This window comes from Micromonospora sp. NPDC049102 (assembly GCF_043197485.1).
Taxonomy (GTDB): domain Bacteria; phylum Actinomycetota; class Actinomycetes; order Mycobacteriales; family Micromonosporaceae; genus Micromonospora.
Genome location: NZ_JBICTE010000001.1, coordinates 229,844 through 255,568, shown reverse-complemented (window position 1 = coordinate 255,568; position 25,725 = coordinate 229,844). Strand labels below are relative to the sequence as shown.

29 protein-coding genes are annotated in these 25,725 nt (G+C 70.1%); 21 read left to right on the top strand and 8 right to left on the bottom strand.

The window, feature by feature from the left end; translation table 11 throughout:
- Positions 1-21 precede the first annotated feature (21 nt).
- On the bottom strand, positions 22-1,458 hold the full coding sequence (locus tag ACGFH9_RS01210; RefSeq protein ID WP_393213527.1) for a TldD/PmbA family protein: 1,437 nt from the start codon (positions 1,456-1,458) through the stop codon (positions 22-24).
- 32 nt (positions 1,459-1,490) lie between these two features.
- On the bottom strand, positions 1,491-2,039 hold the full coding sequence (locus tag ACGFH9_RS01205; protein WP_393213524.1) for a Uma2 family endonuclease: 549 nt from the start codon (positions 2,037-2,039) through the stop codon (positions 1,491-1,493).
- A gap of 215 nt (positions 2,040-2,254) precedes the next feature.
- Here ACGFH9_RS01205 and ACGFH9_RS01200 point away from each other — a divergent pair, with 215 nt between their 5' ends.
- The 5 genes from ACGFH9_RS01200 (at position 2,255) to ACGFH9_RS01180 (ending at position 8,189) form a co-directional block, all read left to right on the top strand.
- A complete protein-coding gene (locus ACGFH9_RS01200; RefSeq protein WP_393213521.1) occupies positions 2,255-3,298 on the top strand; it encodes an ABC transporter ATP-binding protein in 1,044 nt (347 codons plus the stop codon).
- Positions 3,295-4,338, top strand: coding sequence for an ABC transporter ATP-binding protein (locus ACGFH9_RS01195; RefSeq protein WP_393213518.1), 1,044 nt, complete (start codon positions 3,295-3,297; stop codon positions 4,336-4,338). The genes ACGFH9_RS01200 and ACGFH9_RS01195 overlap by 4 nt, the downstream gene beginning before the upstream one ends.
- The gene (locus tag ACGFH9_RS01190) at positions 4,335-5,342 is read left to right on the top strand and encodes an ABC transporter permease (protein WP_393213515.1); all 1,008 of its coding nucleotides are present in this window, start codon (positions 4,335-4,337) and stop codon (positions 5,340-5,342) included. Before ACGFH9_RS01195 ends, ACGFH9_RS01190 begins: the two co-directional genes overlap by 4 nt.
- 10 nt (positions 5,343-5,352) lie before the next feature.
- Complete coding sequence (locus ACGFH9_RS01185) at positions 5,353-6,339, top strand: ABC transporter permease (RefSeq protein ID WP_393213512.1); 987 nt, start codon at positions 5,353-5,355, stop codon at positions 6,337-6,339.
- Positions 6,340-6,446: 107 nt separating this feature from the next.
- Positions 6,447-8,189 carry an ABC transporter substrate-binding protein gene (locus tag ACGFH9_RS01180; protein WP_393213509.1) on the top strand — a complete coding sequence of 581 codons (1,743 nt, stop codon included), beginning with the start codon at positions 6,447-6,449 and terminating at the stop codon, positions 8,187-8,189.
- An 81-nt stretch (positions 8,190-8,270) separates the two neighbouring features.
- Here the strand turns inward: ACGFH9_RS01180 and ACGFH9_RS01175 are convergent, their stop codons facing one another.
- Positions 8,271-9,035, bottom strand: coding sequence for a DUF427 domain-containing protein (locus ACGFH9_RS01175; RefSeq protein WP_393213506.1), 765 nt, complete (start codon positions 9,033-9,035; stop codon positions 8,271-8,273).
- A gap of 1 nt (position 9,036) precedes the next feature.
- Between ACGFH9_RS01175 and ACGFH9_RS01170 the strand changes: the two genes are divergently transcribed.
- From ACGFH9_RS01170 to ACGFH9_RS01160, 3 genes are all read left to right on the top strand, one after another.
- On the top strand, positions 9,037-9,528 hold the full coding sequence (locus ACGFH9_RS01170; RefSeq protein ID WP_393213503.1) for a hypothetical protein: 492 nt from the start codon (positions 9,037-9,039) through the stop codon (positions 9,526-9,528).
- 177 nt (positions 9,529-9,705) lie between these two features.
- Positions 9,706-10,263 (top strand): ATP-binding protein, encoded by a 558-nt coding sequence (locus tag ACGFH9_RS01165; RefSeq protein ID WP_393213500.1) that lies wholly within the window; start codon positions 9,706-9,708, stop codon positions 10,261-10,263.
- A gap of 142 nt (positions 10,264-10,405) precedes the next feature.
- Positions 10,406-10,648, top strand: coding sequence for a hypothetical protein (locus ACGFH9_RS01160; RefSeq protein WP_393213497.1), 243 nt, complete (start codon positions 10,406-10,408; stop codon positions 10,646-10,648).
- 16 nt (positions 10,649-10,664) lie between these two features.
- Here ACGFH9_RS01160 and ACGFH9_RS01155 read toward each other — a convergent pair whose 3' ends face one another.
- Positions 10,665-11,408 (bottom strand): XRE family transcriptional regulator, encoded by a 744-nt coding sequence (locus ACGFH9_RS01155; RefSeq protein ID WP_393213495.1) that lies wholly within the window; start codon positions 11,406-11,408, stop codon positions 10,665-10,667.
- A 149-nt stretch (positions 11,409-11,557) separates the two neighbouring features.
- Between ACGFH9_RS01155 and ACGFH9_RS01150 the strand changes: the two genes are divergently transcribed.
- The 4 genes from ACGFH9_RS01150 to ACGFH9_RS01135 all read left to right on the top strand — a co-directional run bounded on the left by ACGFH9_RS01150 (position 11,558) and on the right by ACGFH9_RS01135 (position 14,109).
- Positions 11,558-11,722, top strand: coding sequence for a hypothetical protein (locus ACGFH9_RS01150; protein WP_393213492.1), 165 nt, complete (start codon positions 11,558-11,560; stop codon positions 11,720-11,722).
- Positions 11,712-12,884, top strand: a complete 1,173-nt coding sequence (locus ACGFH9_RS01145; protein WP_393213489.1) for a helix-turn-helix domain-containing protein — start codon at positions 11,712-11,714, stop codon at positions 12,882-12,884. Before ACGFH9_RS01150 ends, ACGFH9_RS01145 begins: the two co-directional genes overlap by 11 nt.
- Before the next feature lie 137 nt (positions 12,885-13,021).
- The gene (locus ACGFH9_RS01140; RefSeq protein ID WP_393213486.1) at positions 13,022-13,564 is read left to right on the top strand and encodes a DUF7003 family protein; all 543 of its coding nucleotides are present in this window, start codon (positions 13,022-13,024) and stop codon (positions 13,562-13,564) included.
- A gap of 71 nt (positions 13,565-13,635) precedes the next feature.
- Complete coding sequence (locus tag ACGFH9_RS01135; protein ID WP_393213483.1) at positions 13,636-14,109, top strand: DUF805 domain-containing protein; 474 nt, start codon at positions 13,636-13,638, stop codon at positions 14,107-14,109.
- On the opposite strand, the gene ACGFH9_RS01130 is transcribed toward ACGFH9_RS01135, so the two are convergent.
- Positions 14,055-14,480: an SRPBCC family protein gene (locus tag ACGFH9_RS01130; protein ID WP_393213480.1), complete on the bottom strand. Its 426-nt coding sequence runs from the start codon at positions 14,478-14,480 to the stop codon at positions 14,055-14,057. The two genes, ACGFH9_RS01135 and ACGFH9_RS01130, sit on opposite strands and share 55 nt — an antisense overlap.
- A 40-nt stretch (positions 14,481-14,520) precedes the next feature.
- On the bottom strand, positions 14,521-15,531 hold the full coding sequence (locus tag ACGFH9_RS01125; RefSeq protein ID WP_393213477.1) for an aldo/keto reductase: 1,011 nt from the start codon (positions 15,529-15,531) through the stop codon (positions 14,521-14,523).
- 139 nt (positions 15,532-15,670) lie between these two features.
- Here ACGFH9_RS01125 and ACGFH9_RS01120 point away from each other — a divergent pair, with 139 nt between their 5' ends.
- Positions 15,671-16,603, top strand: a complete 933-nt coding sequence (locus ACGFH9_RS01120; protein ID WP_393213474.1) for a LysR family transcriptional regulator — start codon at positions 15,671-15,673, stop codon at positions 16,601-16,603.
- A 24-nt stretch (positions 16,604-16,627) separates the two neighbouring features.
- On the opposite strand, the gene ACGFH9_RS01115 is transcribed toward ACGFH9_RS01120, so the two are convergent.
- The gene (locus ACGFH9_RS01115; RefSeq protein WP_393213470.1) at positions 16,628-18,772 is read right to left on the bottom strand and encodes a prolyl oligopeptidase family serine peptidase; all 2,145 of its coding nucleotides are present in this window, start codon (positions 18,770-18,772) and stop codon (positions 16,628-16,630) included.
- An 87-nt stretch (positions 18,773-18,859) separates the two neighbouring features.
- On the opposite strand from ACGFH9_RS01115, the gene mshB reads away from it, so the two are divergent.
- The 3 genes from mshB to ACGFH9_RS01100 all read left to right on the top strand — a co-directional run bounded on the left by mshB (position 18,860) and on the right by ACGFH9_RS01100 (position 20,786).
- Positions 18,860-19,786 carry an N-acetyl-1-D-myo-inositol-2-amino-2-deoxy-alpha-D-glucopyranoside deacetylase gene (mshB, locus tag ACGFH9_RS01110; RefSeq protein ID WP_393213468.1) on the top strand — a complete coding sequence of 309 codons (927 nt, stop codon included), beginning with the start codon at positions 18,860-18,862 and terminating at the stop codon, positions 19,784-19,786.
- A gap of 17 nt (positions 19,787-19,803) precedes the next feature.
- Positions 19,804-20,241, top strand: a complete 438-nt coding sequence (locus ACGFH9_RS01105) for a hypothetical protein (RefSeq protein WP_355237079.1) — start codon at positions 19,804-19,806, stop codon at positions 20,239-20,241.
- Between the two features lie 80 nt (positions 20,242-20,321).
- Positions 20,322-20,786 (top strand): hypothetical protein, encoded by a 465-nt coding sequence (locus tag ACGFH9_RS01100; RefSeq protein WP_393213464.1) that lies wholly within the window; start codon positions 20,322-20,324, stop codon positions 20,784-20,786.
- 36 nt (positions 20,787-20,822) lie between these two features.
- Here the strand turns inward: ACGFH9_RS01100 and ACGFH9_RS01095 are convergent, their stop codons facing one another.
- Positions 20,823-21,785: a GNAT family N-acetyltransferase gene (locus tag ACGFH9_RS01095; protein WP_393213461.1), complete on the bottom strand. Its 963-nt coding sequence runs from the start codon at positions 21,783-21,785 to the stop codon at positions 20,823-20,825.
- Positions 21,786-21,864: 79 nt separating this feature from the next.
- On the opposite strand from ACGFH9_RS01095, the gene fdxA reads away from it, so the two are divergent.
- From fdxA to ACGFH9_RS01070, 5 genes are read left to right on the top strand one after another with little or no spacing between them, the layout of a single operon-like run.
- Positions 21,865-22,191, top strand: coding sequence for a ferredoxin (gene fdxA / locus ACGFH9_RS01090; RefSeq protein WP_199523857.1), 327 nt, complete (start codon positions 21,865-21,867; stop codon positions 22,189-22,191).
- Entirely contained in the window at positions 22,188-23,294 is a 1,107-nt protein-coding gene (gene dapC / locus ACGFH9_RS01085; protein ID WP_393214212.1) for a succinyldiaminopimelate transaminase, read from the top strand. Before fdxA ends, dapC begins: the two co-directional genes overlap by 4 nt.
- Before the next feature lie 16 nt (positions 23,295-23,310).
- Positions 23,311-24,408 (top strand): prephenate dehydrogenase, encoded by a 1,098-nt coding sequence (locus tag ACGFH9_RS01080; RefSeq protein WP_393213457.1) that lies wholly within the window; start codon positions 23,311-23,313, stop codon positions 24,406-24,408.
- A 10-nt stretch (positions 24,409-24,418) separates the two neighbouring features.
- The gene (locus tag ACGFH9_RS01075) at positions 24,419-25,069 is read left to right on the top strand and encodes an SIMPL domain-containing protein (RefSeq protein ID WP_393213454.1); all 651 of its coding nucleotides are present in this window, start codon (positions 24,419-24,421) and stop codon (positions 25,067-25,069) included.
- Positions 25,069-25,707 (top strand): nucleoside/nucleotide kinase family protein, encoded by a 639-nt coding sequence (locus tag ACGFH9_RS01070; RefSeq protein ID WP_393213451.1) that lies wholly within the window; start codon positions 25,069-25,071, stop codon positions 25,705-25,707. Before ACGFH9_RS01075 ends, ACGFH9_RS01070 begins: the two co-directional genes overlap by 1 nt.
- Positions 25,708-25,725 lie beyond the last annotated feature (18 nt).

The window sequence follows — 25,725 nt, the reverse complement described above, 5'->3', positions numbered from 1 at the left end:
AACCCGGCTCACTCCTCGCGCTCACGCCGACACCCCCACCCGGACGTTGCGGAAGCGGGCCGGCGCGGCCGGGTGACCGGTGTGCCCGATCTGGCCCGGCTGGCCCTTGCCGCAGTTGGGCGTCCCCCAGGGCACCGTCTCGCCGGAGAGCATGTCCATCGAGCGCCAGAACAGCGGCCCGATCCCGGTGTACGTCGGATTGCGCAGCATCCGCCCTCGCCGACCCTTCTTGATCTCCCAGCCGACCTCGCAACCGAACTGGAAGTTGAGCCGCTTGTCGTCGATCGACCAGGACCGGTTGAGGTCCATCAGCACGCCGTCGTCCGTGGCCGCGATGATCTCCTCCAGGGTGTGCGGGCCGGGTTCCAGGCCCACGTTGGTCATCCGCACCATCGGCAGTCGGGCCCACCCGTCGGCGCGTACGCTGCCGCCGTAGTCGAGGCCCGCCACGGCGGCGGAGTCACGGCCCGCGAGCACGCCCACCCACCGGCCGTCGCGCACCGCGTCCCGCTTGACCGCGGGTGAGCCCTCGTCGTCGAACCCGAAACTGCCCAGCGCCCCGGGGATCGTCGGGTCGATGGTGATGTTCATCAGCTCGGAGCCGTACCGCAGGGAGCCGAGCTGGGCCAGGTCCAGCCAGGACGTACCGGCGAACGCGGCCTCCCAGCCGAGGATCCGGTCCAACTCGATGGCGTGGCCCACCGACTCGTGGATCTGCAGGGCCAACTGCTCACCGCCGAGGATCAGATCCGTCTCGCCGGCCGGACAGGGTGGCGCGGTGAGCAGCGCTCGCGACTCGTCGGCGATCTGCGCGGCGTGCGCGGCCAGGTCGAGCGATTCGACCAACTCCCAGCCGGTGGTGCCGTACTGCCCCCGGTAACTGGGCCAGGAACGCCGCTGCGTCTCGCCGTCGCCGATCGAGGTGGCCGAGATGCCGCCGCCGCACTCACGGATGCGCTGGTCGATGCGGTGCCCCTCGCTGGAGACGAACCACTTCGCGGTGTCCCAGATCTGGTACAGCCCCTCGGCCAGGTCCGCGCCGTGCTCGACCATGGTGCGGGTCGCCCCGACCAGCAGGTCGCCCTTGTCGGACAGCGGAACCCCGAGCGGGTCGACGCGGCAGTCCGAGGACCAGCTTGCCGTCACGGCCTCGACCGCGACCAGGTCGACCGCGGGGCCGGGCACCCGCGCGCTGGCCATCGCGGTCCGGGTCGCGCGCCGGCCGGCGTCGCGGGCGGCGGCGTCCGACAGATCGGGTACGGCGTGAAAGCCCCAACTGGCCCCGACCAGCGCTCGGACGCCCAGCCCGACGCTCTCGTCCTGGGTCAACTCCTCCACGTCGCCGTTGCGCGCGGTCATCGACTCGTAGCGGCGGTACATCACCCGCGCGTCGGCGTACCGCGCTCCCGCATCGAGGGCGGCCTGCACGGCGGCGGTGGCCGCGTCGAACTCGGTCATGCGACGACCCTAGGGCAGCGGACCGACACCCGTCAGGGAAGAATTTCTTCCGGCCGGATCGTGGCCCGCACCGGCTCGGTCAGTTCCAGCACCTCGCCGCGCTTCGCGGCCGCTGCTTCGACATAGTGGCCGCCTTGGCGCTGGTAGAGGCGCAGCGCGCCGGTCTCCTGTTCCACCAACAGGTACCACCCGATCCCGGCGGCGGCGTAATAGTGCATCTTCAACACCTTGTCGGTGGACGCGTTGCTCGGCGAGATGATCTCGCATACCAACCGTACGTCGCCCGCTTCGACGTTGAGATCGTCGAAGTCGATCGGACCGGTGATCACGAGGTCGGGGATCGGGATCCGACCGGGCCGGAGTCGGACGTTCACCGCCTCCAGTAATTCGAGGCCGGCGGGCCCGGAGGCTGCTTCGAGGATGTTGCCGAGCTTGCGGGAGATGCGCTGGTGTCGAGGGGTGGGGGCTGGGGTCACGTGGAGGCTCCCGTCGAAGAGTTCGACGCGTTGCTGCGTCTCGCCGAGGGCGAGGTACTCCTCTTCGGTCCACGGGCCTTCATGGTTGAACACCGCCGCGGTCATCGTCACCTCCACCTCGTGCCACGGGCGTCCTCTGCTGGTAGCGGGTCCAATGATCGCACTTCGCGTGCGTCCAAGGCCATGGATGCGCGAGGTGACGGGGTGCGGGGCCGATGCGGACTCGTTACGCTCGGGCCCGCTGACACGCGCCGAACTTGTAGCTTATTTTCACCCTCTGGACATTGTTGTAAGTTCTCTTCGTCACTGAGGGAGGTGCCGTGGACAGCTCGGATGCCTACCTGCGGGTGAGCGACCTGCGGGTCCGATTCGACACCTCCGATGGCGTGGTGCGCGCGGTCGACGGGGTGTCCTTCGCCGTCGAGCGGGGGCGCACGCTCGGCATCGTCGGCGAGTCCGGCTCCGGCAAGAGCGTCACGTCGCTGGCCATTCTCGGTCTGCACGATCCCAAGCGAGCCACCATCACCGGGGAGATCTCCGTCGACGGCCGGCAGCTCGTCGGTCTGCCCGACGAGGAGGTACGTCGGCTGCGCGGCCGGGACATGGCGATGATCTTTCAGGATCCGCTGTCCGCGCTGCACCCGTACTACAGCGTCGGCAAGCAGATCGCCGAGGCGTACCGGGTACACCACCCGAAGGCCAGCCGGCGCGAAGCCCGCCAGCGGACGGTGGACATGCTCGGCCGGGTGGGCATCCCGCAGCCCGCCCGCCGCTTCGATGCGTACCCCCACGAGTTCTCCGGCGGCATGCGCCAGCGGGCGATGATCGCGATGTCCCTGGTCAACGACCCGGCGTTGCTGATCGCCGACGAGCCGACGACCGCGCTGGACGTCACCGTGCAGGCACAGATCCTCGACCTGATCGCCGACCTCCAGGCCGAGTTCCACTCCGCGATCATCCTGATCACGCACGACCTCGGCGTGGTCGGCCAGGTCGCCGACGACGTGCTGGTCATGTACGGCGGCCGGGCCGTGGAGCACGGCAGCGTGGAGCGGGTGCTCCGCTCGCCGCAGCACCCGTACACCTGGGGGTTGCTCTCCAGCGTGCCGTCGCTGCACGGCGACGCGGACGCTCTCCTGGTGCCGATCCCCGGCAATCCGCCCAGCCTGATCAACCTGCCGTCCGGGTGCGCCTTCCACCCGCGCTGCCGGTACGACGACCGGGTCGGTGACCGGTCCCGCACCGAGGTGCCCGAGTTGCGGCCGGCGGGCGGCGACGGCCACCTGGTCGCCTGCCACCTGAGCGCCGGGGAACGCGCCGCGATCTACGCCGAGAACGTGGCATCCGTGGGGGTGGCCCGATGAGCGACGAAGCACTGCTGCGGGTCCGCGGGCTGACCAAGCACTTTCCGGTACGGCAGGGACTGCGCGCCACCGGCACGGTGCGGGCGGTCGACGGGCTCGACTTCGACGTGCGCCCCGGCGAGACGCTCGGCCTGGTGGGGGAGTCGGGCTGCGGTAAGACGACCACCGGCCGGATGCTGGTGCGGCTGCTGGAGCCGACGAGCGGCAGCATCGAGTTCGCCGGGCGGGACATCACCCACGCGGGCCGGCGGGAGCTGCGCCCGTTGCGGCAGGAACTTCAGATCATCTTCCAGGACCCGTACGCGTCGTTGAACCCCCGGCACACCGTCGGCCGGATCGTGGCGATGCCGTTGCAGGTCAACGGCATCAAGCCGCCCGGTGGGATCAAGGCGCGGGTGCAGGAGCTGCTGGAGCTGGTCGGGCTGAACCCGGAGCACTACAACCGGTACCCGCACGAGTTCTCCGGCGGTCAGCGCCAGCGCATCGGCATCGCCCGCGCGCTCGCGCTGCGACCGAAGCTGATCGTGGCGGACGAGCCGGTGAGCGCGCTGGACGTCTCGATCCAGGCGCAGGTCGTCAACCTGCTGCGCGACCTGCAACGGGAGCTGGATCTGGCGTTCGTGTTCATCGCGCACGACCTGGCCGTGGTCCGGCACTTCTGCCAGCGGGTCGCGGTCATGTACCTGGGCCGGATCGTGGAGATCGGCGACCGGGACGACATCTACGAGCGTCCGCAGCATCCGTACACCCGTGCGCTGCTCTCGGCGATCCCGGACGTCACACAGCTCGGCCCGGCGGGCCGGATCCGGCTGACCGGCGACGTGCCCACGCCGCTCGACCCGCCGTCGGGCTGCCGGTTCCGTACCCGCTGCTGGAAGGCGCAGGACGTGTGCGCCACCGAGGAGCCCGCGCTGGTGCCGCGCGACGGTGGCCGGCAGGCCACCGCGTGTCACTTCCCCGAGTCGGCCGAGGCGGAGCCCGGCCGGGCTCCGGCGGCGTCTCGCCAGGCCGCCGCAACCGTCGAGGAGGTGTCGTCGTGAGCCTGTCCCCGGTGGAGGGTGTGGCGCTGGCCGAGATCGAGTCAGGCGACGGCGCGGGCGCGCTTGCGGCGAAGGGCGTCGTCGGCCGTTCGCCCGGTCAGCTCGCCTGGATGCGGCTGCGCCGCGACCGTACGGCCGTGGTCAGCGGCGTACTCCTGGTCTTCTTCATGGTGTTGGGGTTGTCCGCCCCGCTGATCGAGATGGTCTACGGCGTCGGCCCGCGCGAGCAGTTCCAGAGCCTGCTCGACGGCTTCGGCATGCCGCTCGGTTACGTCGGCGGGGTCACCGGCGAGCACTGGTTCGGTCTGGAACCGGGGTTGGGCCGGGACATCTTCATCCGGTTGATCTACGGGCTGCGCACGTCGCTGTTCATCGCGTTCGCCGCGGCCCTGATCACGGCCGCGATCGGCATCGTGCTCGGCGCGCTGGCCGGTTACCTCGGCGGCTGGCTCGACGCGGTGATCAACTGGATCACCGACCTGACTCTCGCCATGCCGTTCCTGATCATCGCGTTGGCGCTCACCCCCACGATCACGCTGCGCTTCTACGGCGAGCGGGGGCAGGTGTCGTCCGCCTTCGGGGTGGGGGTGCTGATCGCGGTCTTCGCCATCTTCGGCTGGACCAGCACGGCCCGCCTCGTACGCGGGCAGGTGATCGCGCTGCGCGAGCGGGAGTTCGTCGAAGCCGCCAAGGCCAGCGGCGCCGGGTTGGGGCACATCATCTTCCGGCAGCTCCTGCCGAACATCTGGGCGCCGATCCTGGTGTCGTTCTCCCTGGCGGTGCCGCAGTTCATCACCAGCGAGGCCGCGTTGTCGTTCATCGGCGTCGGTCTCAGCGACGAGACGCCGAGCTTCGGCCGGATGATCTACCGCAGTCTGGACTTCCTCCAGACCGACCCGGCGTACGTGTTCTTCCCGGGCATCACGATCTTCGCGCTGGTGTTCGCCTTCAACCTCTTCGGCGACGCGTTGCGGGACGCGCTCGACCCGAAGTCGTCCCGGTAGGGGTCACCTCATGACGCGATTTCTGATCAAGCGACTCTTCTCGGCGACGCTGACCCTGTTCGCGGTGAGCGTGTTGACGTTCCTGATGTTCTTCGCCCTGCCACGCGATCCGGTGAGCAGCATCTGCTCCAAGAACTGCAACCCGGAGCGGCTGGAACGGGTCCGCGACGACCTGGGCCTCAACGACCCGCTGATCAGCCAGTACGCCGGTTACATGAAGGGCATCGTGACCGGTCGGGACCTGGGCAGCGCCCAGGGTGGCCGCTGTGACGCGCCCTGCCTCGGCTGGTCGTACGTCACCAACGAGGCCGTCTCGGACACCATCGCCCGGGTGTTGCCGGTGACGTTGAGCATCGTGATTCCGGCGGCGGTCCTCTGGCTGCTGCTCGGTGTCGGTCTCGGCATGGTGTCGGCGCTGCGTCGGGGCACCTGGCTGGACCGGTCTGCCATCGGGTTCTCGCTGACCGGCGCCTCGTTGCAGCTCTACTTCGTGGGCGCGGTGCTGCTCCTGGTGTTCGTCTACAACCTGCGGTGGCTGCCGGTGCCGAGCTACACGTCCCTCTTCGACAATCCGGCGAAGTGGGCCAGCGGGCTGGTGCTCGCCTGGGTGGCGCTGGCCTTCCTGTTCTCGGCGATCTACGCCCGGCTGTCGCGGGCGCAGATGCTGGAGACGCTGTCCGAGGACTTCGTCCGGACCGCGCGGGCCAAGGGCCTGGCCAAACCCATGGTGTACGGGCGACACGCGCTGCGCGCGGCGATCACCCCGGTGGTGACCATCGCCGGGCTGGACGTGGGCGGTGCGCTGGGTGGCACGGTGATCACCGAGACGACGTTCGGCATCCAGGGGTTGGGGCGTACGGCGGTGGACGCCGTGCGCTCGGGTGACCTGCCCACCATCATGGCCACGGTGCTGATCGCCGCCGTCTTCGTGGTGCTGGCGAACGTGCTGGTGGACCTGCTGTACGCGGCCATCGACCCGCGGGTCCGGCTGCGCTGAGCCGATCACCGTCCCGCGCGTGGCCGCTGGCGGAATTTATCGACAACTGTTACACAACTTGCAGATTTTTTCCTTACCGCACGGCACATGGGTGAAGGAGGTACTTCATGCGACCACGCGTGGCGGTTGCCGCAGGCGGCGCGATCGCTCTGGTTGTGGCATTGGGTGCGTGCTCGAAGAACACGGGCGAGGGCACCACGGTGGACAACAACCGGCAGCAGACCGGGGTCATCGCGACCGACCCCAAGGACTCGAAGGGGCCGGCGGCCGAGGTGAGCGGCGCCGCGAAGGGCGGCACCTTCACCATCATCCGGGAGTCGCCGATCTCCCACCTGGACCCGCAGCGGACGTACTCGTTCGCCGGTCTCATGACCAACCCGCTCTTCGCGCGCTACCTGACCACCTGGAAGGACGACGGCAAGGGTGGTCTGGTCCTCGTCGGTGACCTCGCCGAGACGCCGGGCAAGAACGTCAACAACGACTGCAAGGTCTGGGAATTCACGATCAAGGACGGGGTGAAGTTCGAGGACGGTCGGGCGATCACGTCCAAGGAGATCGCGTACGGCATCGCGCGCTCCTTCGACCCCGACCTCTCCGGTGGCCCGACCTACCTCCAGGAGTGGCTGGCCGACACCCCGCAGTTCGACACCAAGTGGGACTTCAAGAAGAACAAGACGTCCCTGCCGCCCGGCCTGAGCACGCCGGACGCGAAGACGCTGCGGTTCGAGTTCGCCAAGCCCCGCTGTGACCTGCCGTTCGCGGTCTCGCTGCCGACCACCGCGCCGCTGCCGCCGGACAAGGACACCGGCATCGACCTGGACAAGCAGCCGTTCTCGTCCGGCCCCTACAAGGTCGCGAAGAACCAGGTCGGCGTGCAGATCACCCTCGACCGCAACCCCAACTGGGACCCGAACACCGACCCGGTCCGGCACCAGTACCCGGACCAGTTCGTCTGGTCCTTCGGCCCGACCGCGGACGCCGCCAACAACCGGGTGATCGCCGACAACGGCGCCGACCAGAGCGCGCTCGCCTTCAACGCCGTACCCGCCTCGCTGGTCGCCAAGGTGGCCGGGGACGCCGCGCTGAAGTCGCGCACCATCCTCTCGCCGACGCCGAGCGCCAACCAGCTCGTCATCAACAACCAGCGGGTCAAGGACCTCAAGGTCCGCCAGGCGCTCAACTACGCCATCGACCGCGAGGGCATGGTCAAGGCGCTCGGCGGCCAGAACGTCGCCGCCCCGCTGACCACGCTGATGCCGCCGGCCACGATCGGCTACAAGGCGTACGAGGCGTACCCGGCGGGCCCCAACGGTGACGTCGCGAAGGCCAAGGAGCTGCTCGGCGGGCAGACGCCGGAGCTGGTCCTCGGCGTCGCCGACAACTCGACCGAGCAGCAGCAGGGCGCCCAGCTCAAGGCCAACCTGGAGCGTGCCGGCTTCAAGATCACGCTGCGGAACATCTCCGACGACGCGAAGCTCGACGAGATCAAGAAGAAGGACAACCCCTGGGACCTGTACATCGGTAACTGGGCGGCGGACTGGCCGAGCGGCGCGGCGATCCTGCCGGTGCTCTACGACGGTCGCACCATCAAGGCCGAGGGCAACAGCAACCAGTCGTACTTCAACGATCCGACGATCAACGCCGAGATGGACCGCATCCTGGCGCTCGCACCGGCCGACCAGGGCCCGGAGTGGGCCAAGCTGGACGAGCGGATCATGAAGGAGTACGCGCCGGTGGTGCCGCTCTACGTCGACGTGGCCTACCACGTGCACGGCTCCAAGGCCGGCGGTGTCTTCGTCTCCAGCGTCTTCGGCTACCCGTCGTTCGTCAACGCGTACGTGAAGCCGTAGCGCAGGCAGGCAGGGGCCCTCTTCCGGCAGCGTCGTCGGGAGGGGGCCCTCGCTGGATTTTGATCAATCCAGTGCGTCGGTTCAGTGAAAGGGCGTTGTCGGCCGGCTCAGTCGCTCGCCGTCGACGAAGACATCGACCTTCTCGTTGTAGAAGGCGATCAGGCCGGCGATCGGCAGGAGTGCGGCGGTCGGGAAGTCGTACGACCAGGCCAGGTCCGGGTGGGTCTGGTCATCGAGACGGACGGACCAGTAGTCGCTGGTCTGGCCCTTGTACGGGCAGGCGGTCCTCGTCGGCGACGCCACGAGGTGCTCAAAGTTCACGTCCGTCCGGTTGAGGTAGTAGCGGGGCGGTAGACCGGTTTCGAAGACCAGCACGGGCGATGTCGACTCGGCCAGGACGACCCCTTCCAGTTCCACCCTGACGCTGCGGGTGGAACGCACCGCGTCCACCCGCGCAAACGGGTTGCGGGGGTGCACGAAGACCTCTTCGTCCTCCTCGAACCAGGCATCCATGGCTGCCCAGTCGAACCGGATCGTGTCCGCCAACCCGGCCAGCGCGTCGTCCCCGTACAACCGCCCGCACGAAGGACGGATCGTCTCGCCAACCTGCAGCCCGTGCAGCCGCGCGGTCCCGCGCCGGGTCACCTCGGTGCGCTGGCCCTCGATCAACAGGTCGCGATTCAGGTCATCGACGGGGATGTAGTACTGCGGGAAGAACGGCCATTCCCACACGTACAACGCCCGCGTGGTTGCCAGTACCTGCTCGCCGCCGAGGAAGGCTCGGATCCGGCGAGGCACCGGCTCGATGTGGTCGACCGGGACGATCATCTTCGGATAATCCGACACGTTGTCCTCCCGTGATGTGACGGCCGGCTCGGGCAGGCGCCGGCTCAACGATCAGGGTGGCCCCGCGTTGTCACATGCGTTTGTTGCAGAGACCGTAACCGATGTCGCCTTTCGTGACGAGTCCTTCGCGGCACGCGCACGGCTCAAAGGCCGGGCGGAGGCTTCGTCTCCAGCGTCCTTGCCGCGCGATGATGGCCATGTGAAGCCCATCTACCCCGATGACGGCGATGTCGATCGGAACGCCGTACCCGGCCTGCGCCCCGTACCTACGGACGACGCGGCGTCGGTCACGGTTGACGTTGACGGAGAGACGTTCGCCCTCCGCCCGAACGAGTGCGACGGCACCGACTACACGTGGCTCACCGGGCCGAACCCCGGCTACGGATTCGGTGTCGGTCCGACTCGGGGCCTGTCGCTCGACGAGCACAGAGAGAACATCCGCGACTTCCTGGCGATGGTCGATCCCACGACCGGGCGCATCGAGGGCGACTGACGTGAGGCTCCGACCGCAGATCTTGGACAGTTTCCGTTACGTGCTGACGGAAACTGTCCAAGATTGCGAGTTGCGGTGCGTGTCCCGGTCGGACCTGCTCGGCCGAGCACGCCGACTTCGTCGTACACAACGACGAGCTCCAACGGCCGGTTTGGGAGACTCGGGCATGCTGACCGGATGGGAGCCGTGATGACGCGACCGACACTGTTCCTGACGGTGGGGCTTCCGTGTACCGGAAAGACCACTGCCGCCCGGAAGATCGAGGTCGAGCACAAGGCACTTCGGCTGACCAAGGACGAGTGGATGAAGGCCCTCTACGGGGCCGAGAATCCGTCTGCGGCCTCGGACGTGATCGAGGGGCGGCTCATCGAGATCGGGCTGCGCGCCCTCGAAATCGGCAACAATGTGGTGATCGACTACGGCCTCTGGGGCCGGGACGAGCGTTCCGCCCTGCGCCAAGCGGCAGCAGACCTGGGCGCGCGGGTGGAACTGCGCTACTTCGAACTCACCCCGGCCGAACAGCGCGAACGGCTCGATCAGCGCCAGGCCGATGCGCCCCACACGACATGGCCCATGTCCGACGAGGAACTCGCCGAGTGGGCTGCCCGCATGGAGATCCCGACACCGGGCGAACTCGACGGCTCCGAACCCGTCGACGACCCACCGGCCGGTTTCACCACCTGGAACGAGTGGCGCGCTGACCGCTGGCCCCCGCGTCGGCGCGATCTTCCCTGATCGACGCAGCAAGGACGCCGATGGTGGTGGGTGCTGGGCCCTGTAGCCACAACAACCCTGGTGTTGCTGCCTGCCGAGCCTCTGAAGCAGCAACATCCCCGAAGTTGTGACGATCTTGGGCCCACCCGCTGAGCCAGGACAGGTGACACGATGCAGCCGTGTCGAACACCGCGGAAAGCTCTGCCAAGGCACGCATCGTCACCGGCCTGCTGCGCGATGGGAGATCTGGCTGGTCGAGGCGTGGCATGGATCCCCGGTCAACGCCGCGCCCGACGAACACGATGCCATCGGCTGGTTCACCGAAGACGAGCTTGGCGGACTGTGCCTGGCCCACGACAGCTATCTCGCCCTGTTCACCAGGGCTCTTGCCGAGCATCGCGCCTGACCGCAAGAGGGTAGCCCTATTCGGGTGACGTGTTGTACCGGTCTAGCGTCGCCTTGGAGGTGGAGGCATCGCGGAAGGTCAGTTCCCATGGGCCGGTGTTGACGTCCATGTCCTTGCCGAATCCGACCCACTTTCCGGCCATCCGCCTGCCCGTCGGCTCCACCAGAAGCTGAATGGCGCCGTGGTACCGGGCTCCGCGGTAGTAGCCGGCGGGGTCGGTCTGTTCCACCCACGTCCCGGTGACCACGGCACCGTCCACGGTGAGATCCAGCGACAGTGACGATGCCGCCGAGCCAGGCAGGCTGCGCACGGTCAGGCGGTCGCCGTGCTGGAGTACGACAACGAAATGCTGGCCGGCGAATGATTCGCTTCGTCCGCTGGAGTGGTACTGGTAGCGACTGAGCCACACCCCCTCGTAGGACTTGTGGACGGTGAGTGGCTTGGGCGTCGGGGTGGCCAGAGTGGACATGGGGGAGGTCACGTCGTGGCCACCCTGCTGATCGCTGCCGGCCTGACCGTTGGGGATCGCCGCGAAGCCGAGCAGGGAGACCGGTAGGCCGGTAACGACCTCCAAGGCGCGGGCATACACGGGCCGGGGCGCGGCGATCACACCAGCCTCCCAGCGTTGGACGAGCCTCTTGTTGGCGTCGTTGGGCTCGCCGACACGGAGGCCGGCGGCTAGGAGGGCGCGGGCGAAGTCGTCCTGGCTCATGCGCATGCCGATGCGGACCGAGCGCAAGGCGGTATTCGGGGCGTTCATGTTCGCCACGATAATCCTACGTCGTCTAAATGTCGCCTCTGATTCACCCCTTATGTCATTTCGTATGCCGTCGCATCCGGCGACTAATCGGCGTCATCGTGGTCAGCGACGACGGCAGGTATGCCGATGCGCCCAGCAGCGAGGTGATGATGTCCAAGCGTGACGACGAGCCGCCCAACACGGCCGAGCAGATCGACGCCGCCGAACGGGAGGCGGCCAAAGGCCGGTTGCTCGCGCAGGCCGAGTCGGAGCGGATCCCGGTGGAGGAGACGACTCGGGCGGTGCCGGATCGACGGTGGCGTCGTGGGCGGTGATCCGGTTCCCATCGGTCGGCGGGTCGCGTACCTACGGGTTCGACGGAGGTTGTCGCAGCAGTCGTTCGCCGATCGGTTGGGAAAGTCGAAGAGCTGGGTGGACAAGGTTGAGCGAGGGGTTCGCTCGTTGGAGCGGGTGTCGACCATCCGGGAGATCGCCGCGGTGCTGCGGGTCGATCCCGCCACGCTGCTCGGGCGGGATGCGCAGCCCGCTGGGGTGGTCGAGTGCCGCGAGAGCGTTGCGCGGGTTCGGGCAGCTCTGTCCGCGTACCCCATGGCTTCTCATCGCCCGGCGGGCCAGGCGGTGATGTCGCCGGACCGGCCGACGCGGGGGGTAGGGCAGGCGTGGATGGCCTACCAGTACGCCCAATATCCGCGTCTGGTCGAACTGCTGCCCGCGTTGGTTACCGAGGTTCACCGCGTGGACGCGCAGGAGCCGATGGCTGGGCCGGAAGCAGTGGTCGAGGTGTACCGGGTGACGGCGGCGCTGCTGGTCAAGCTGGGCGACGGAGGTCTTGCCTGGTTGGCCGCTGATCGGGCGATGTCCGCCGCCGCCGGTGACCGGGTGTTGCTCGCCTGCGCGGCGGTGCAGCTTGCCCAGGCGCTGCGGACCTCGGCGCGAACCAGGCCGATGTTGCTGGCTGCCGCGTCCCGGATTACCCCGGAAACGCCGCAGGAGTTGTCGTTGTGCGGGTCGCTGCTCGTGCAGGCCGCCCTGACGGCAGCCAAAGCGGGTGACGACCGCGCGGCCGAGAACCTGCTGAACGAGGCCGCCGGTCTGGCCGCCCGAGTGGGTGATGGACACGACCATCACCGGACGGCGTTCGGGCCTACGGCCGTCGAGTTGGCACGGGTCACCGCCGCGGTGGAACTGGGCGACGGGCGACAGGCGGTCGCCCGGCATCGGGAGGCGATCGAGCGGGACGGCTGGCGCTGGCTGCCGGTCGAACACCGCGCCGCACACCTCATCGACGCGGCGCGCGCCCACCTTCAGACGAACGACCCCGGCAACGCGGCCCGGCTTCTGGTGCGGGCCGACAGCATCGCGCCCGCCGAGATCCGCCACCGGCCGTCGGCGCGGGGTGTCGTCGCCCAGGCCGCGCGCCACCCGGACGCCCCACCCACGATCACCCAGCTCGCCATCAACCTCGGGGTGCTGTGAGCATGGCCGGTCCACCCAGGGGCACGAAGGGAGTCGGGCGCGAGGCAGGCAGTGGGCGTCTCCAGCCGCGACCGTGCCGCATCTCGATGCTGGTGGACGCTCTGGCCGTCGGGGGGATCGGACTACAGTGCTCGGCTGTGCGCCCGACCGACATCCTCGAACAGCTCGACGCCGCAGCCGAGGAGTTCCGGTTTCCGGACCTCGACAACGGCTACTCCTACGCCGTCGACGCCCGGCTGCACGGATATCGGGACGCGGGGCGATGGGCGCTCGTCGTCGAGAAGATCGGTTACTCGCCACGGGCCGGCAACCTCACCGACGTGCTCTACGTGTTCGGCAACTGCCTGACCAGCGGCGAACCTGGCACCGATAGCGGCGACTTCCTCGACCGGGTCGACAACTGGGACGAGATAGAGGACCCCGACGAGCCGGAGACGTACCGGGGATGGCCGCTGGTGCTTCGCGGTCAGGACATCGCCGTTGCCGGCGATTCCGGCGAGGACCTGGTCGACGTGCTGCGTCGGCTCGTGCCGCGGCATCGCGGGCTCCTCCTGGCCGACGACCGGGAACTGCGACGCCGAATCCCCGTCGACCTGCCCGAGGTTCTGCGGCTGGACGAATGGCACCACCCTGACCTGGCCGGCGAGTCGCGTCCCAGCCCTAAGCCGCTCGGCCGTTGATTCCGCCACACCGATCTGCTTGGCTGCCCTCGCGATGACTTTGAAGACCCCTCATCAAAGGGGAGATAGCTGTGTCCTTCGGTGCCGCCGTCAAATCGGTCTTCAACCAGTACGTCGGCTTCACGGGCCGGGCCCGCCGGTCTGAGTACTGGTGGTTCGCCCTGTTCACCGTTCTTGTCAGCATTGTTGCCTCCGTCCTGGACAACGCGCTGAGGCTGACCTTCGTCGACGGTTCGTCGAACGGCTTCATCGGCCTCATCGCCTCCCTGGCGCTGCTGCTGCCGACGCTGGCCGTCGCGGTGCGACGCCTGCACGACACCGACAAGACGGGGTGGTGGTTGCTGATCCCAGCCCCAAGCACTGACCGGTCCGCGCCAGCGGGAATCGGCGGGCGACCCCCGTTCTGGCAGCGCTGCCAGAACGGGGGTCGCCGCTCATCGTCGATACGTGTACGCAGGGATTTCAGTTCCAGTCGGGGCAGCCTCAGCTGTCAAGCGGCGGCCACGGTGAGTGTCTGGTGCAGTGCGGCCAAACCATCCCGGTAGATGCCGTGGAACAGGGCGATGGCCTCTTCGTCGCTGACGCCGACCGGCGTGAAGGTTCCTGACCACTGCACGCGGGCCCTGTTCTGTTCAGGCACGGCGTGCACGGTGAGGGTGGAGAAATAGTCGGTGACGGGAAAGGGGGCCTGAAGGATGGAGTAGCTGTAGGTGCGTGCCGCGTTGTCGAAGGCTTCGAGACGCTCCACGATGACGCCGCCGTCCTCGTTCGTGAGGGTGCGGACGCGCCCACCCTCGCTGAGTTCGCTGCTCGGGATGTAGGGCAGCCATTCGGGAAGGGAGTCGAAGCCGCCGATGAGCTGCCAGGTGCGGTCGGGCGAAACAGGAACGTCGATGAATTCAGTGGTTGTGGCCACGGGAATCTCCTGAGGAACTGAGTCAAAGGGAGATGAACGGTCAGGCTGCGGGTACGGGCGCGGAGTCGGCGATCAGCCTCTCCTCGCGGAGGGCCTTCCAGAAGGCGGCCGGCACCGTCTCGTGGAGGGCGGCCACGTCTTCCGCGATGCGGCTGGGCTTCGTGGCACCGGGGATGGCGGCAACCGTGGCCGGGTTGGCGAGGACGAACTGCAGCGCGGCGGCCTTGACGGTAATCCCGTACCGCTCGGCTAGTGCCTTGATTCGCGTCACCTTCTCGATGATGGCTGCAGGCGCCTGCTGGTACTCGAAGTGCGTACCTCCGGCGAGGATTCCCGAGCTGTAGGGGCCACCGACGACGACGTCCACGCCCTGGGCCGAGGCGGCCGGCATCAGGCGCTGCAGAGCATGGTCGTGGTCGAGGAGGGTGTAGCGGCCGGCGAGGAGGAAGGCGTCGGGCTTGGGCTCGTCGAGATCGAGGGTGATTTCCAGGGGCTCCACCCGGTTGACACCCAGACCCCATGCCTTGATGACACCCTCGTCACGCAGCCTCTGCAGGACGCGGAAGGCACCCGTGCGGGCCGACTCGTAGACGGCCAGCCAGTCGTCCCCGTAGAAGTCCTGGGCTACGTCGTGCACCCAGACGATGTCGAGGCGGTCGGTCTTGAGGCGCTTGAGGCTGTCGTCAATGGAGCGCAGCGTGGCGTCTGCGGTGTAGTCGTTGAGGACCTTGTTCGGGCGGCCGTGCTCGAAGAGGCCACCCTTCTCGCCCAGGTTGCGGGTGGCTGGGTCTTCGGTCTCGTCGAGGATGACGCGGCCGACCTTGGTGCTGAGGACGTACTCGTCGCGCGGGCGCTGTGACAGTACGTTGCCGAGCCGGATCTCGGCGAGGCCCGCGCCGTAGAACGGTGCCGTGTCGAAGTAGCGGATGCCCTGGTCCCATGCGGCCTCGACGGTGGCCGCTGCCTCTTCGTCGGGAATGTCGCGGAACATGTTACCGAGCGGCGCGGTGCCGAATCCGAGTGCACCAGGAAGGACGGACTTGATCGTCATGGTATCGACCTCTCGATGTAGATTCAGGGGGTATATGAATGATTGTATGATTTACCGGTTATACGATTCCAAGATTATGATCTACTCGTGAGACTGTCCAAGACTTACTACGACTTACTTGAGTCCTCCGAGGTCTTATATGCTTGACCTCCGACAACTCCGGTACTTCGTTGCCGTCGCCGAGGCCGAGCACGTCGGACGAGCTGCCGACCGGCTGCGCATGTCCCAGTCGCCACTCAGCCGGCAGATCGCCCAGCTCGAAAAGAGCCTGGGCCTCACCCTCTTCGAGCGGAGTCAGCAGCGCATCCGCCTGACCTCCGACGGCCGTGTCTTCCTGACCGAGGCCCGAGCTCTGCTGCGCCACGCGGACAGGCTGGAGAACCTCGGCCGGCGGCTCGGCCGCGGCGAGGAGGGTGGGCTGTGCATCGGTTACGTGGCCGACGCCATACACACCGGCATCCTGCCCACTGCTCTTCGCGCCCTGCGTGAGGAGCGCCCGGAGATTCATGTCGCGCTGTACGACCAGGAGTCGACCGAGCAGTTCGAAGGCCTACGCCAGCGCAGTCTGGACATCGCACTGGTCCGTACGCCGCCGCCCGAGGACGATCCGGATCTGAAGGCGTACCCCCTCCTGACAGATCCGCTGCTGCTCGCGCTTCCCGCGAGTCATCTCCTCGCCGCGCAGGAGAAGCTGATGCCCGACGACGTGAACGGGCAGCCGTGGATCGCGGTTGGCGACTCGCAGGACCAGGGCTGGCGTGACACGTTCGTCACGTCATGCCTGGCCTACGGCTTCACGCCGGACATCCGCCTCGACGCGGCCGATCCGCTCACGGCACTGGGCCTGGTCGCCTCCGGTCTCGGCCTCGCGCTCGTTCAGCGGAGCATGGTCCGCGGCATGGTCGAGGGCATCGTTGTGCGGGAACTTCCCTGGTACGGAGGAGCCGTGCAACTGTGGGCGGCCTGGCACCGGGTCGATCTTCGGCCCGTCGTGGCGTCATTCCGTGAAACAGTCCTCGCGGGACAGGGCGCAACCTGCACGGAGGCAAACACGGCGGTTTCCGACAGATAGTTCCGTGGCGCGGATCCTGGCCGCTCACCGCAGGTGAGTACGCAGGAATTCCAGTTCCAGTGGGAGAAGCCGCTCGGCGGTGCCGTTCGCGGCCATGTGCGTCGCGCCGGTCAGCGGCAGCACGGCGTGTGGGCGGCCGGACGACAACAGCGCGGCCGACAGCCGCAGCGTGTGCGCGGCCACCACGTTGTCGTCGGCCAGACCGTGCACCAGCAGCAGCGGGCGAGCCTGATCCGGGCCGGTGACCCGCTCGGCGGCCAGCTCGATGAGCGAGTGGTGCGCGTACACGTCCATGCCGTCCTCGGGCAGGCCGAGATACCGCTCGGTGTACGCGGTGTCGTACAGCGTCCAGTCGGTCACCGGAGCCCCCGCGATGCCGCACTTGAACAGCTCCGGGTGGCGCAGCACCGCCAACCCGGCCAGCCACCCGCCGAACGACCAGCCGCGTACGGCCACCCGACCCAGGTCCAGGTCCGGGTGTTTGCCGGCGAGGGCGGTCAACGCGTCGATCTGGTCGGTCAGGATGACGTCGGCCAGTCGCCGGTGGATCGCCTTCTCGAACGAGGGGGCCACTCCCGGCGTACCCCGGTTGTCGATCGTGACCACGGCGAAGCCGGCGTCGGCCCACCACTGCCGCTCCAACCACGCGGCCCGCGCCGCCACCACCTCCTGGTGGCCCGGGCCGCCGTAGATGTCCAGCAGCACGGGCAGCCGCCGACCCGTCACGTGGTTGTCCGGGTAGAGCACCGCCGCCGGCAGCCGCCGGTCGGTCACCCGTTCCAGCAGCGGCAGCGGAGAGTACGGCGGGTCGGCGGCCAGGGACCGCAGCTCGGCCACCTCCTGCCCGCCGCGCGACACCGTCCAGCGCACCCCGGCGTGGTCCAGCGACGCCGTACCGACCACCAGCACGTCCCCACCGACGGCCGCCGTGTGCCAGCCCGGGTCGGTGGTGAGCCGCCGGGCGTCCACCCCACCGCCGATCGTCGTACGGACCCGGAACAGGTGCCGCTCGCTCGGCTCCCCGTCACTCGCCTCCACCAGCAGGTCGGCGGGACCGCTGACGGCCGGGAGTCGACCCACCACCCGCCGCACGTAGAGCGAGGGTGGGGTGAGCAGCGTGCCATCGGCGAACAGGCAGCGCGCGTCGTACCCGTCGTGGGCCAGCTCGCCGCCGACCAGCACCCGGCCGTCGGGCAGGTGCGCGGGAGTGCCGGAGATGGGCTCCACCCAGCGCGGGTCGGCCAGCTCGGCGTGGACCTGGGTCTCGCCGGTGCGTGGGTCCACCGCGAGCACCAGCCCGTGCTGCTGCGAGCGGCGCAGCACGGTGATCAACGGGCTGCCCTCCGCCCAGCTCACGCCGGCCAGGTACGGGTAGGTCTCGCGGTCCCAGTGCACGTCGACCCAGCCGTCGTCGAGGTCGAGCAGGTGCAGGCTCACCTCGGCGTTCGGGCCGCCGGCCCGGGGGTACGCGACAGCCGTCGGCGGGTGGCCCGGCTCGGCCGGGTCGTGCAGGTACCAGCGGTCCAGCCGGGACTCGTCCACCCGGGCGGCGAGCACCATGCGCCCGTCCGGAGCCCACCAGTAACCCCGGTACCGCCCGAACTCCTCGGCCGCGATGTGCTCGGCCAACCCCCAGCTCACGCCCGCGTCCTCGCCGGCCAGCAGGGTGTCGGTGCCGTCGGCGTCGATCACCCGCAGCTCACCCCGGCGTACGCCCTCGGCCGCGTCGGTCACGTAGGCCAGGCGTTCGCCGGTCGGATCGGGTCGAGGGTCCAGCACCGGGCCGATGGCGGCCACCTCCACCACGTCGCCGTGCACCAGGTCGGCCCGGAACAACCGGCCGGCCAGCGCGAACACGGCCACGCGGCCGGCGGCGTCCAGCGCGTACGAGCCGATGCCGGCGGCGGTGAGCCGGAGTCGCTCCCGCAACGCCCGCTCACCGGGGGAGAGCGCCCGGAGGTCTCCGTCGGCGCCCAGCAGGGTCGCCGGATCGGCCACCAGGTGTTCCTCGCCGGTCGCCACGTTCAGCAGCCACAGGGCGTCGGCCGGATCCTCCGGGCCGGCGGAGCGCAGGAAGATCACCCGGGAGCCGTCCGCGGCCACGGAGACAGCCCGTGGCGCGCCGTGGCTGAACCGGCGGGTACGGGCGGCCAGCTCCGGAAAGTCCACAGGCCAAATCGTAGAGCCGCGCCGGGCGTGATGTGGCCGACCTGGGCGGACGCGTCGAACGACCCCGGGGGAGAACCGCCGGTTAGAGTGACCGTCGTGACGACGCTGCCCGACCGCCGCCTGCTACTGGTCCACGCGCACCCCGACGACGAGTCGATCGGCACCGGCTCGACCATGGCCCACTACGCCGCGACCGGCGCACACGTCACGCTGGTGACCTGCACGCTCGGCGAGGAGGGCGAGATCCACGTACCGGCGCTCGCGCAGCTCGCCGCCGCCGAGGCCGACCAGCTCGGCGGGTACCGGATCGCGGAGCTGGCCGCCGCCTGCGCGGCGCTCGGCGTCGCCGACCACCGCTTCCTCGGCGGCGCAGGTCGCTACCGTGACTCGGGCATGATGGGCCTCGCGACGAACGAGCACCCCCGGGCCTTCTGGCAGGCCGACCTCGACGAGGCCGCCGGGCACCTGGTGGAGATCATGCGAGAGGTACGTCCGCAGGTGCTGATCACCTACGACCCGAACGGCTTCTACGGCCACCCCGACCACATCCAGGCGCACCGGGTGGCGATGCGCGCCGTCGAGCTGGCAGCGGTCGAGGGCTGCGCCCCGGCCAAGGTCTACTGGACGGCCATGCCGCTCAGCGTGCTGGAGGCCGGCATGGCGCACTTCGCCGAGTCCTCGGACAACCCGTTCGCCGGCATCCAGGACCTGGCCGAGCTGCCCTTCGGCACCCCGGACGAGCAGATCGCCGCCCGGGTCGACGGCACCGACCAGCACTCGGCCAAGGAGGCGGCGATGCGGGCGCACGCCACCCAGATCCCGGCAACCTCGTGGCTCTACTCCATCGCCGGCAACTTCGGCGGCGAGTTCATGGGGGTGGAGTTCTTCACCCTGGCCGTGGGCGAGAAGGGTCCGGGCGTCGGCCCGTACCGCTGGGAGGACGACCTCTTCGCCGGGCTGTCTCAGGAGGCCGACGTGGACCGCTCCCCGGTCGCGGCGGCCGGCCTCCGGTGACGCTGCCCGCCGCGCCGATGTCGCTCCTGAACGACCAGGACGCCCCGCCACCGGCGGGGCCACCGCCGCGACTGCTGGACCTGGGCCTACGGGTGGCCGGCGCGATCGTCGTGGTGGTGGCCGGCGTCGTGACGGGGGTGTTGGAGCTGCTGCTGGCCACCCTCCGGGTCGGCGGGCAGCTCATCGGGTTCTCGGTGCTGCTCGCCGTCGGTGCCAACATCGCGCTGAGCTGGTTCGCGCACGAGGTGGTCGGCCGTCGCTGGGCGGTGGCGCTGCCGGCGGTGCCGTGGTTCGCCCTGATGGCGGTGGCCGCCATCCGCACCACCGAGGGCGACCTGCTGCTGTCCGGCGACAACTGGGTCGGCCTGGCGATGATCGTGGTCGGCGCGATGACGTTCGCCGTGATGGGTTTCCGGCAGATCCTCGCCCCGCCGAACACACTCGGCGGCTGGTGACGTCACACAGGTACGGGTGGTAGATATTCCTGCCAGGGAAGCGGCCCCGCGAGGAGGGGCGTACGGCAGGAGGTCGTCCGATGGACAGACGGTGGCGTGATGTCGGGGTGCTCACGGGAGCGTTGTTCGCGGTCAACGTGGTCGCCCGGCTGATCACCCGATTCGGCTTCGACGGCGACGACGCTGCCGCCGACCGGGTGTCACTGGCGATGTTCGTGGTGATCGGGTTGATCCTGGCTGTGGTGGCGTTCCGCTGGGGCAGCCGACGACCGCTGGCCGACTGGGCGGCCGACATGGTCCTCGTGGTGGGGGCCGCCATGGCCCTGACCGTGCTGGTCGGGCCGCTGCTGGTCGGCCACAACCCGTTCGCCGGCGGTGCGGGTACGTTCTTCGCCCAGATCTGGCTCTACCTGCTCGCCACCGGCGCAGGGGTGCTGATCGGATACCTGGTGCTCACCGCGCTCGGCCGCGACTACCGCTCTCGGCAGCTCAAGCGCTACGCCGAGGTCAAGGCCGCCAAGCCCCGCCGGGTGGTCCGCCGCTGACCGTCGGGCACCACCCAGAACCTCGCCGCGGTGGGGTCAGCTCGGGGCGACCCGCGTCAGGTAGGTGTGGTGGGTGACGAAGCCGAGCGTCCGGTAGAGCGCGATCGCCGCCGTGTTGCGCTGCTCCACCTGGAGGAACGCGTGGGTCGCACCGAGCGAGGCACCCCATGCGGCCAGGGCGTCGATGACGCGCCGGGCCAGTCCCTGACGGCGTGCGGGCGGGAGCACCTCGATCAGGCTCAGGCCCAGCCAGCGGCCCTCGCCGGTCACCGTGCCACGGCCGATCGCCACCAGCGCGCCGTCGACGTACGCGTGGGCGAAGCGGACCTGGTCCACGGCGGTGAGCACGTGCCGGGCGGCGTCCGGTAGTCCGCCCTTGCGGCCGGCGGCGACCGCCAGCCACTCCGCGCTCGGCGCGGTCGCCAACTCCAGGACCGTGTCGGCGGCGGGAGCGGCGGTGACCGCGAGGGCTGCCAGAGGGAGCGGCGCGGTCTGGACGAGTGTCGGCGGGCGGGTGCCCCAGCCGCGTTCGTCGAGCTCGGCGCCGACAGGCGCGGCGAGCGGCAGCGGCGTGTTGATCATCGCGGGTTGGTCCCGCTCGGCGTACCAGCGCTCGACCGCGTCCAGAGCCGCCGGCAGCGGTCGGTCCGGGTCGCCGATCGGCAGCGCCGAGTTGGCCCGACCGGTCCACCCCTCGGCCGAGCGCAGCAGCCAGTCACCGAGGTGGCCGCGCGTCGGGGCCGGCCACGCCTCGTCGGCTGCCCGCTCCAACGCCACCACTGCGGCGGCGGTCGGCCTGCGGGTCGGCGGCACCCGCTTGGCCCGGTGCACCTGCGCCACCGGAACGCGCAGCGGACCCTGCGCCGTGGCGAGGGTGAGATGAGTCTCGCTCAACTCCACCAACTCGCCGAGAGCGTCGGAGAACAGCGGTCGGCCTTCGCGAATCCCCACAATCCGGCGGACCACGATCCGATGTCCCACATCCTGCTGTCGGAGCACGATCGACCCCCTCCCCGGCGAGATACTAGGCTCTTACCGTCGCGGGAGATCGCGGCGCGTCTTGCGGAGGAGAAGACCGGTGACCTACATCATCGCCGAGCCGTGCGTGGATGTGCTCGACAAGGCATGCATCGAGGAATGCCCGGTCGACTGCATTTACGAGGGCAACCGGATGCTCTACATCCACCCCGACGAGTGCGTCGACTGTGGTGCCTGTGAGCCCGTCTGCCCCGTGGAGGCGATCTTCTACGAGGACGACGTCCCCGAGCAGTGGAAGGACTTCACCGGGGCGAACTACGAGTTCTTCGAGGACCTGGGCTCGCCCGGGGGCGCCTCGAAGATCGGCAAGGTGGAGAAGGACGCCACCTTCGTCGCCGCGCAGCCGCCGCGCGGCGAAGGCCACTGAACCGGCCCGCGCCGGTCTCGGCACGGCTGCCCGAGTTCACCTGGGACACCCTGGACGCCGCGGCCACCCTGGCCGCGGCGCATCCGGCGGGCCTGATCAACCTCTCCATGGGCACACCTGTCGACCCGGTCCCGGCGGTGATCCGGCAGGCGTTGGCGGACGCGTCCAACGCGCCGGGCTACCCGCTGACCGCCGGCACCCCGGCGCTGCGCGACGCGATCGCGGCATGGGTCGCCCGAGCCTGTGGCGCGGGCGTCGACGGGCTGGGCGTGCTGCCGACCATCGGCTCCAAGGAGCTGGTCGCCTGGCTGCCCACCCTGCTCGGCATCGGCCCCGGCGACGTGGTGGTCGTGCCGTCGATCGCGTACCCGACGTACGAGGACGGGGCCCGGCTCGCCGGCGCGACAGTGGTCCGCGCCGATTCGCTCACCTCGGTCGGTCCGACGTCGCGGGTCCGGCTGGTCTGGATCAACTCGCCCGGTAACCCGACCGGCCGGGTGCTGCCGGCGGCGCACCTGCGCAAGGTCGTCGACTGGGCCCGGGAGCGCGGTGCGGTCGTCGCCAGCGACGAGTGCTACCTGCCGCTCGGCTGGTCGGCCGAGCCGGTCTCGGTGCTGTCCCCGCAGGTCTGCGGCGGCGACTACACCGGGGTGCTCGCCGTGCACTCGCTCTCCAAGCGGTCCAACCTCGCCGGCTACCGGGCCGGGTTCGTGGCCGGCGATCCGGCTCTCGTCGCCGAGCTGCTCAAGATCCGCAAGCACGCCGGCATGATCGTGCCCGCGCCGGTGCAGGCCGCGATGGTGGCGGCCCTGGGGGACGAGCAGCACGCCGCCGAGCAGCGGGAGCGCTACCGTGCTCGGCGTGAGGTGCTGAGCGCCGCGTTCACCGAGGCCGGTTTCACGATCGAGCACTCGGAGGCGGGTCTCTACCTCTGGCTGACCCGGGACGAGGACTGCTGGGAGACGGTCGACTGGCTGGCCCGTCGCGGCATCCTGGTCGCGGCCGGTGTCTTCTACGGCCCCTCCGCCCACCGGTACGTCCGGGTGGCGTTGACCGAGTCCGACGAGCACGTCGCCGCGGTCGCCGGCCGACTGCGGGCCTGACCCGGGACGCCCGGCGATGACCGACGGCACGACCGTCCCGACGCCGGATGCCCCTGCCACCACGTCGACCGGCAACCCGACACAGGGCCGCCGGGAGGCGGACGGGCCGTACGCCCGGCTGCGGGTGGCGGTGGTCGGCACCGGTCTGATCGGCGGTTCGGTGCTGTTGCGGCTGCGCGACGCGGGCCTCGACGTGACCGGCTGGGACCCCGATCCGGTCACCCGGGAGCGCACGCGGGCACGAGGTGTGTCGGCCCCCGACGCGGTCGAGGAGGCCGTGTCCGGTCGGGACATGGTCTTCCTCTGCGGCCCGCTGCCCACCCTCGCCCGAACGCTGGCACAGGTCGCCGAGGTGACCGCGCCGGGCTGCGTGCTGACCGACGTGGGCAGCACCAAGGCCGAGGTGGCCGAGGCTGCCGACCGGCTCGGGCTCACCGACCGCTTCGTACCCGGGCATCCGATGGCGGGGGCGGAGTCCGCCGGCCTGGCGGCGGCCTCCCCGTCGCTGCTCGCCGGTGCCGCCTGGGTGCTGTGCCCGTCGCCGGGTGCGGCGACGCCGGCCTTCCGCTGGCTGGCCGGATTCCTGGTGGAGCTGTTCGGTGCCCGGGTGGTGCCGATGTCTCCGCCGGCGCACGACTCGGTCGCCGCACTCGCGTCGCACGTCCCGCACCTGCTGGCCGGCGCGCTCGCCGGGGCGACGCAGCGGTCGCCGCTGCGCGACGCGGTGTTGGCGCTGGCCGCGGGCAGCTTCTCCGACGGCACCCGGGTCGCCGGCACCCCGGCCGAGCGGACGGCCAACATGCTGCTCGGCAACCGCGAGCGGGTGTTGGACGAGTTGGCCGAGGTGCGCGTACTCCTGGACGAGCTGGCGGACGCGTTGCGGGCCGGCGACGCGACGGGGTTGACCGCCCGGTACGCGCAGGCCCGCGCGGCCCGGTCGGCGTTGCGGGGCCGCCGGTTCGTCCCGGCGGACCGGGAGTTCCCGGCCGGCGGTGACCATGCCGTCGAGGTGGCCTGGCTGCGCGAGCTGGGTGACGCCGGCGGTCATCTGACGGGCTGCCGGGTCGGTCCGGACGTCGTCTCCTACCCGGCGCTGCTGCCGCTGGCTGACTAGGCTGGCAGGCATGGCGACGGACGGCCCGGTGGTGCAGGTGCGCGGCGAGGTGACCCGGGAGGTGCCGCCCGAGCTGGCCCGGTTCGCGGTCACCGCGACGGCCCGCGGTCGGGACCGGGAGGCGACGCTCGCCCAGTTGGCCGAGGGGGCGGCCGCCGTGCGGGTGCTGCTGGACGGTTCCGAGCCGGCGGTGGCCCGGCGGGAGACCGGGGACCTGTGGGTCCGGCCGCAGACCAAGCGCTCGGGCGAACGGGTGGTGGGGTGGCTCGGCAGTGTCACCACCACGGTCACGGTCACGGACTTCACCACTCTCGGCGAGCTGATGCTCCGGCTGGCCGACCAGGACCAGGTCCAGGTGGCCGGCCCCTGGTGGGAGCTGCGCCCGGACAGCCCGGCGCACCGCGAGGCGCGGCACGCCGCGATCGGCGACGCGCTGCTGCGCGCCCGGGAGTACGCCGAGGCGCTGGGCGCCCGGGTGACCGCGCTCATCGAGTTGGCCGACGTCGGCCCGGCCGACCGCCCGATGTTCGCCCGCGCGGCCGCCTTCGACGTCGGCGGTGCCGGCGGTGGTGTTCCCGAGCTGGAGTTGGACCCGCAGCCGCAGACCGTGCAGGCGGCGGTGCAGGCGCGGTTCACGATCAGCGATCCGGTGCTCGGCTGATGCCGCCGGCCCGGGTGCTGGCCGTCGACGAACTGGTGGCGCGGGCGCGGTCACTGGCCGACGCCGGCCCGCGGCAACTGCTCGGCATCACCGGCGCGCCCGGGGCCGGGAAGTCCACCCTGGCCGAGCGGATCGTCGCCGAGGTGGGGGCGAGCGCGCGGCTGGTACCCATGGACGGCTTCCACCTGGCTCAGGCGCAGTTGGTCCGGTTGGGCCGCGCGGACCGCAAGGGCGCGATCGACACCTTCGACGCCAACGGGTACGTCTCGTTGCTGCGCCGGTTGCGCCGGCTGGAGCCGACCTCGGTGTACGCGCCGGAGTTCCGCCGGGACCTGGAGGAACCGGTGGCCGGGGCGATCGAGGTGCAGCCGTCGGTCCGCCTCGTGGTGACCGAGGGCAACTATCTGCTCGTGCCGGACTTTCCGTGGCAGGAGGTCCGGACGTTGCTGCACGAGGCATGGTTCCTCGACCTGGACGCCGGGCTGCGCCAGCGCCGGTTGACCGCCCGGCACGAGGCGTACGGGCGGTCGCCCGAGGAGGCCCGCGCCTGGGCGCTGGGCAGCGACGAGGCCAACGCGGCTCTCATCACCCCGACCGCCGAGCACGCCGACCTGGTGGTGCGCCTGCCGGAGGCGTGACCGCGCCGGCGCTGATCG

Bases quoted from the DNA above. Each gene is read 5' to 3' on its own strand.
- ACGFH9_RS01070 (WP_393213451.1), top strand. From the start codon at position 25,069: ATGCCGCCGGCCCGGGTGCTGGCCGTCGACGAACTGGTGGCGCGGGCG.
- ACGFH9_RS01105 (WP_355237079.1), top strand. From the start codon at position 19,804: ATGTCGCTCCTGAACGACCAGGACGCCCCGCCACCGGCGGGGCCACCG.
- ACGFH9_RS01165 (WP_393213500.1), top strand. From the start codon at position 9,706: ATGGGAGCCGTGATGACGCGACCGACACTGTTCCTGACGGTGGGGCTT.
- ACGFH9_RS01125 (WP_393213477.1), bottom strand. From the start codon at position 15,531: ATGACGATCAAGTCCGTCCTTCCTGGTGCACTCGGATTCGGCACCGCG.
- ACGFH9_RS01100 (WP_393213464.1), top strand. From the start codon at position 20,322: ATGGACAGACGGTGGCGTGATGTCGGGGTGCTCACGGGAGCGTTGTTC.
- ACGFH9_RS01150 (WP_393213492.1), top strand. From the start codon at position 11,558: ATGTCCAAGCGTGACGACGAGCCGCCCAACACGGCCGAGCAGATCGAC.
- ACGFH9_RS01205 (WP_393213524.1), bottom strand. From the start codon at position 2,039: ATGACCGCGGCGGTGTTCAACCATGAAGGCCCGTGGACCGAAGAGGAG.
- ACGFH9_RS01180 (WP_393213509.1), top strand. From the start codon at position 6,447: ATGCGACCACGCGTGGCGGTTGCCGCAGGCGGCGCGATCGCTCTGGTT.
- ACGFH9_RS01155 (WP_393213495.1), bottom strand. From the start codon at position 11,408: ATGAACGCCCCGAATACCGCCTTGCGCTCGGTCCGCATCGGCATGCGC.
- ACGFH9_RS01075 (WP_393213454.1), top strand. From the start codon at position 24,419: ATGGCGACGGACGGCCCGGTGGTGCAGGTGCGCGGCGAGGTGACCCGG.
- ACGFH9_RS01120 (WP_393213474.1), top strand. From the start codon at position 15,671: ATGCTTGACCTCCGACAACTCCGGTACTTCGTTGCCGTCGCCGAGGCC.
- ACGFH9_RS01185 (WP_393213512.1), top strand. From the start codon at position 5,353: ATGACGCGATTTCTGATCAAGCGACTCTTCTCGGCGACGCTGACCCTG.
- ACGFH9_RS01080 (WP_393213457.1), top strand. From the start codon at position 23,311: ATGACCGACGGCACGACCGTCCCGACGCCGGATGCCCCTGCCACCACG.
- ACGFH9_RS01195 (WP_393213518.1), top strand. From the start codon at position 3,295: ATGAGCGACGAAGCACTGCTGCGGGTCCGCGGGCTGACCAAGCACTTT.
- ACGFH9_RS01210 (WP_393213527.1), bottom strand. From the start codon at position 1,458: ATGACCGAGTTCGACGCGGCCACCGCCGCCGTGCAGGCCGCCCTCGAT.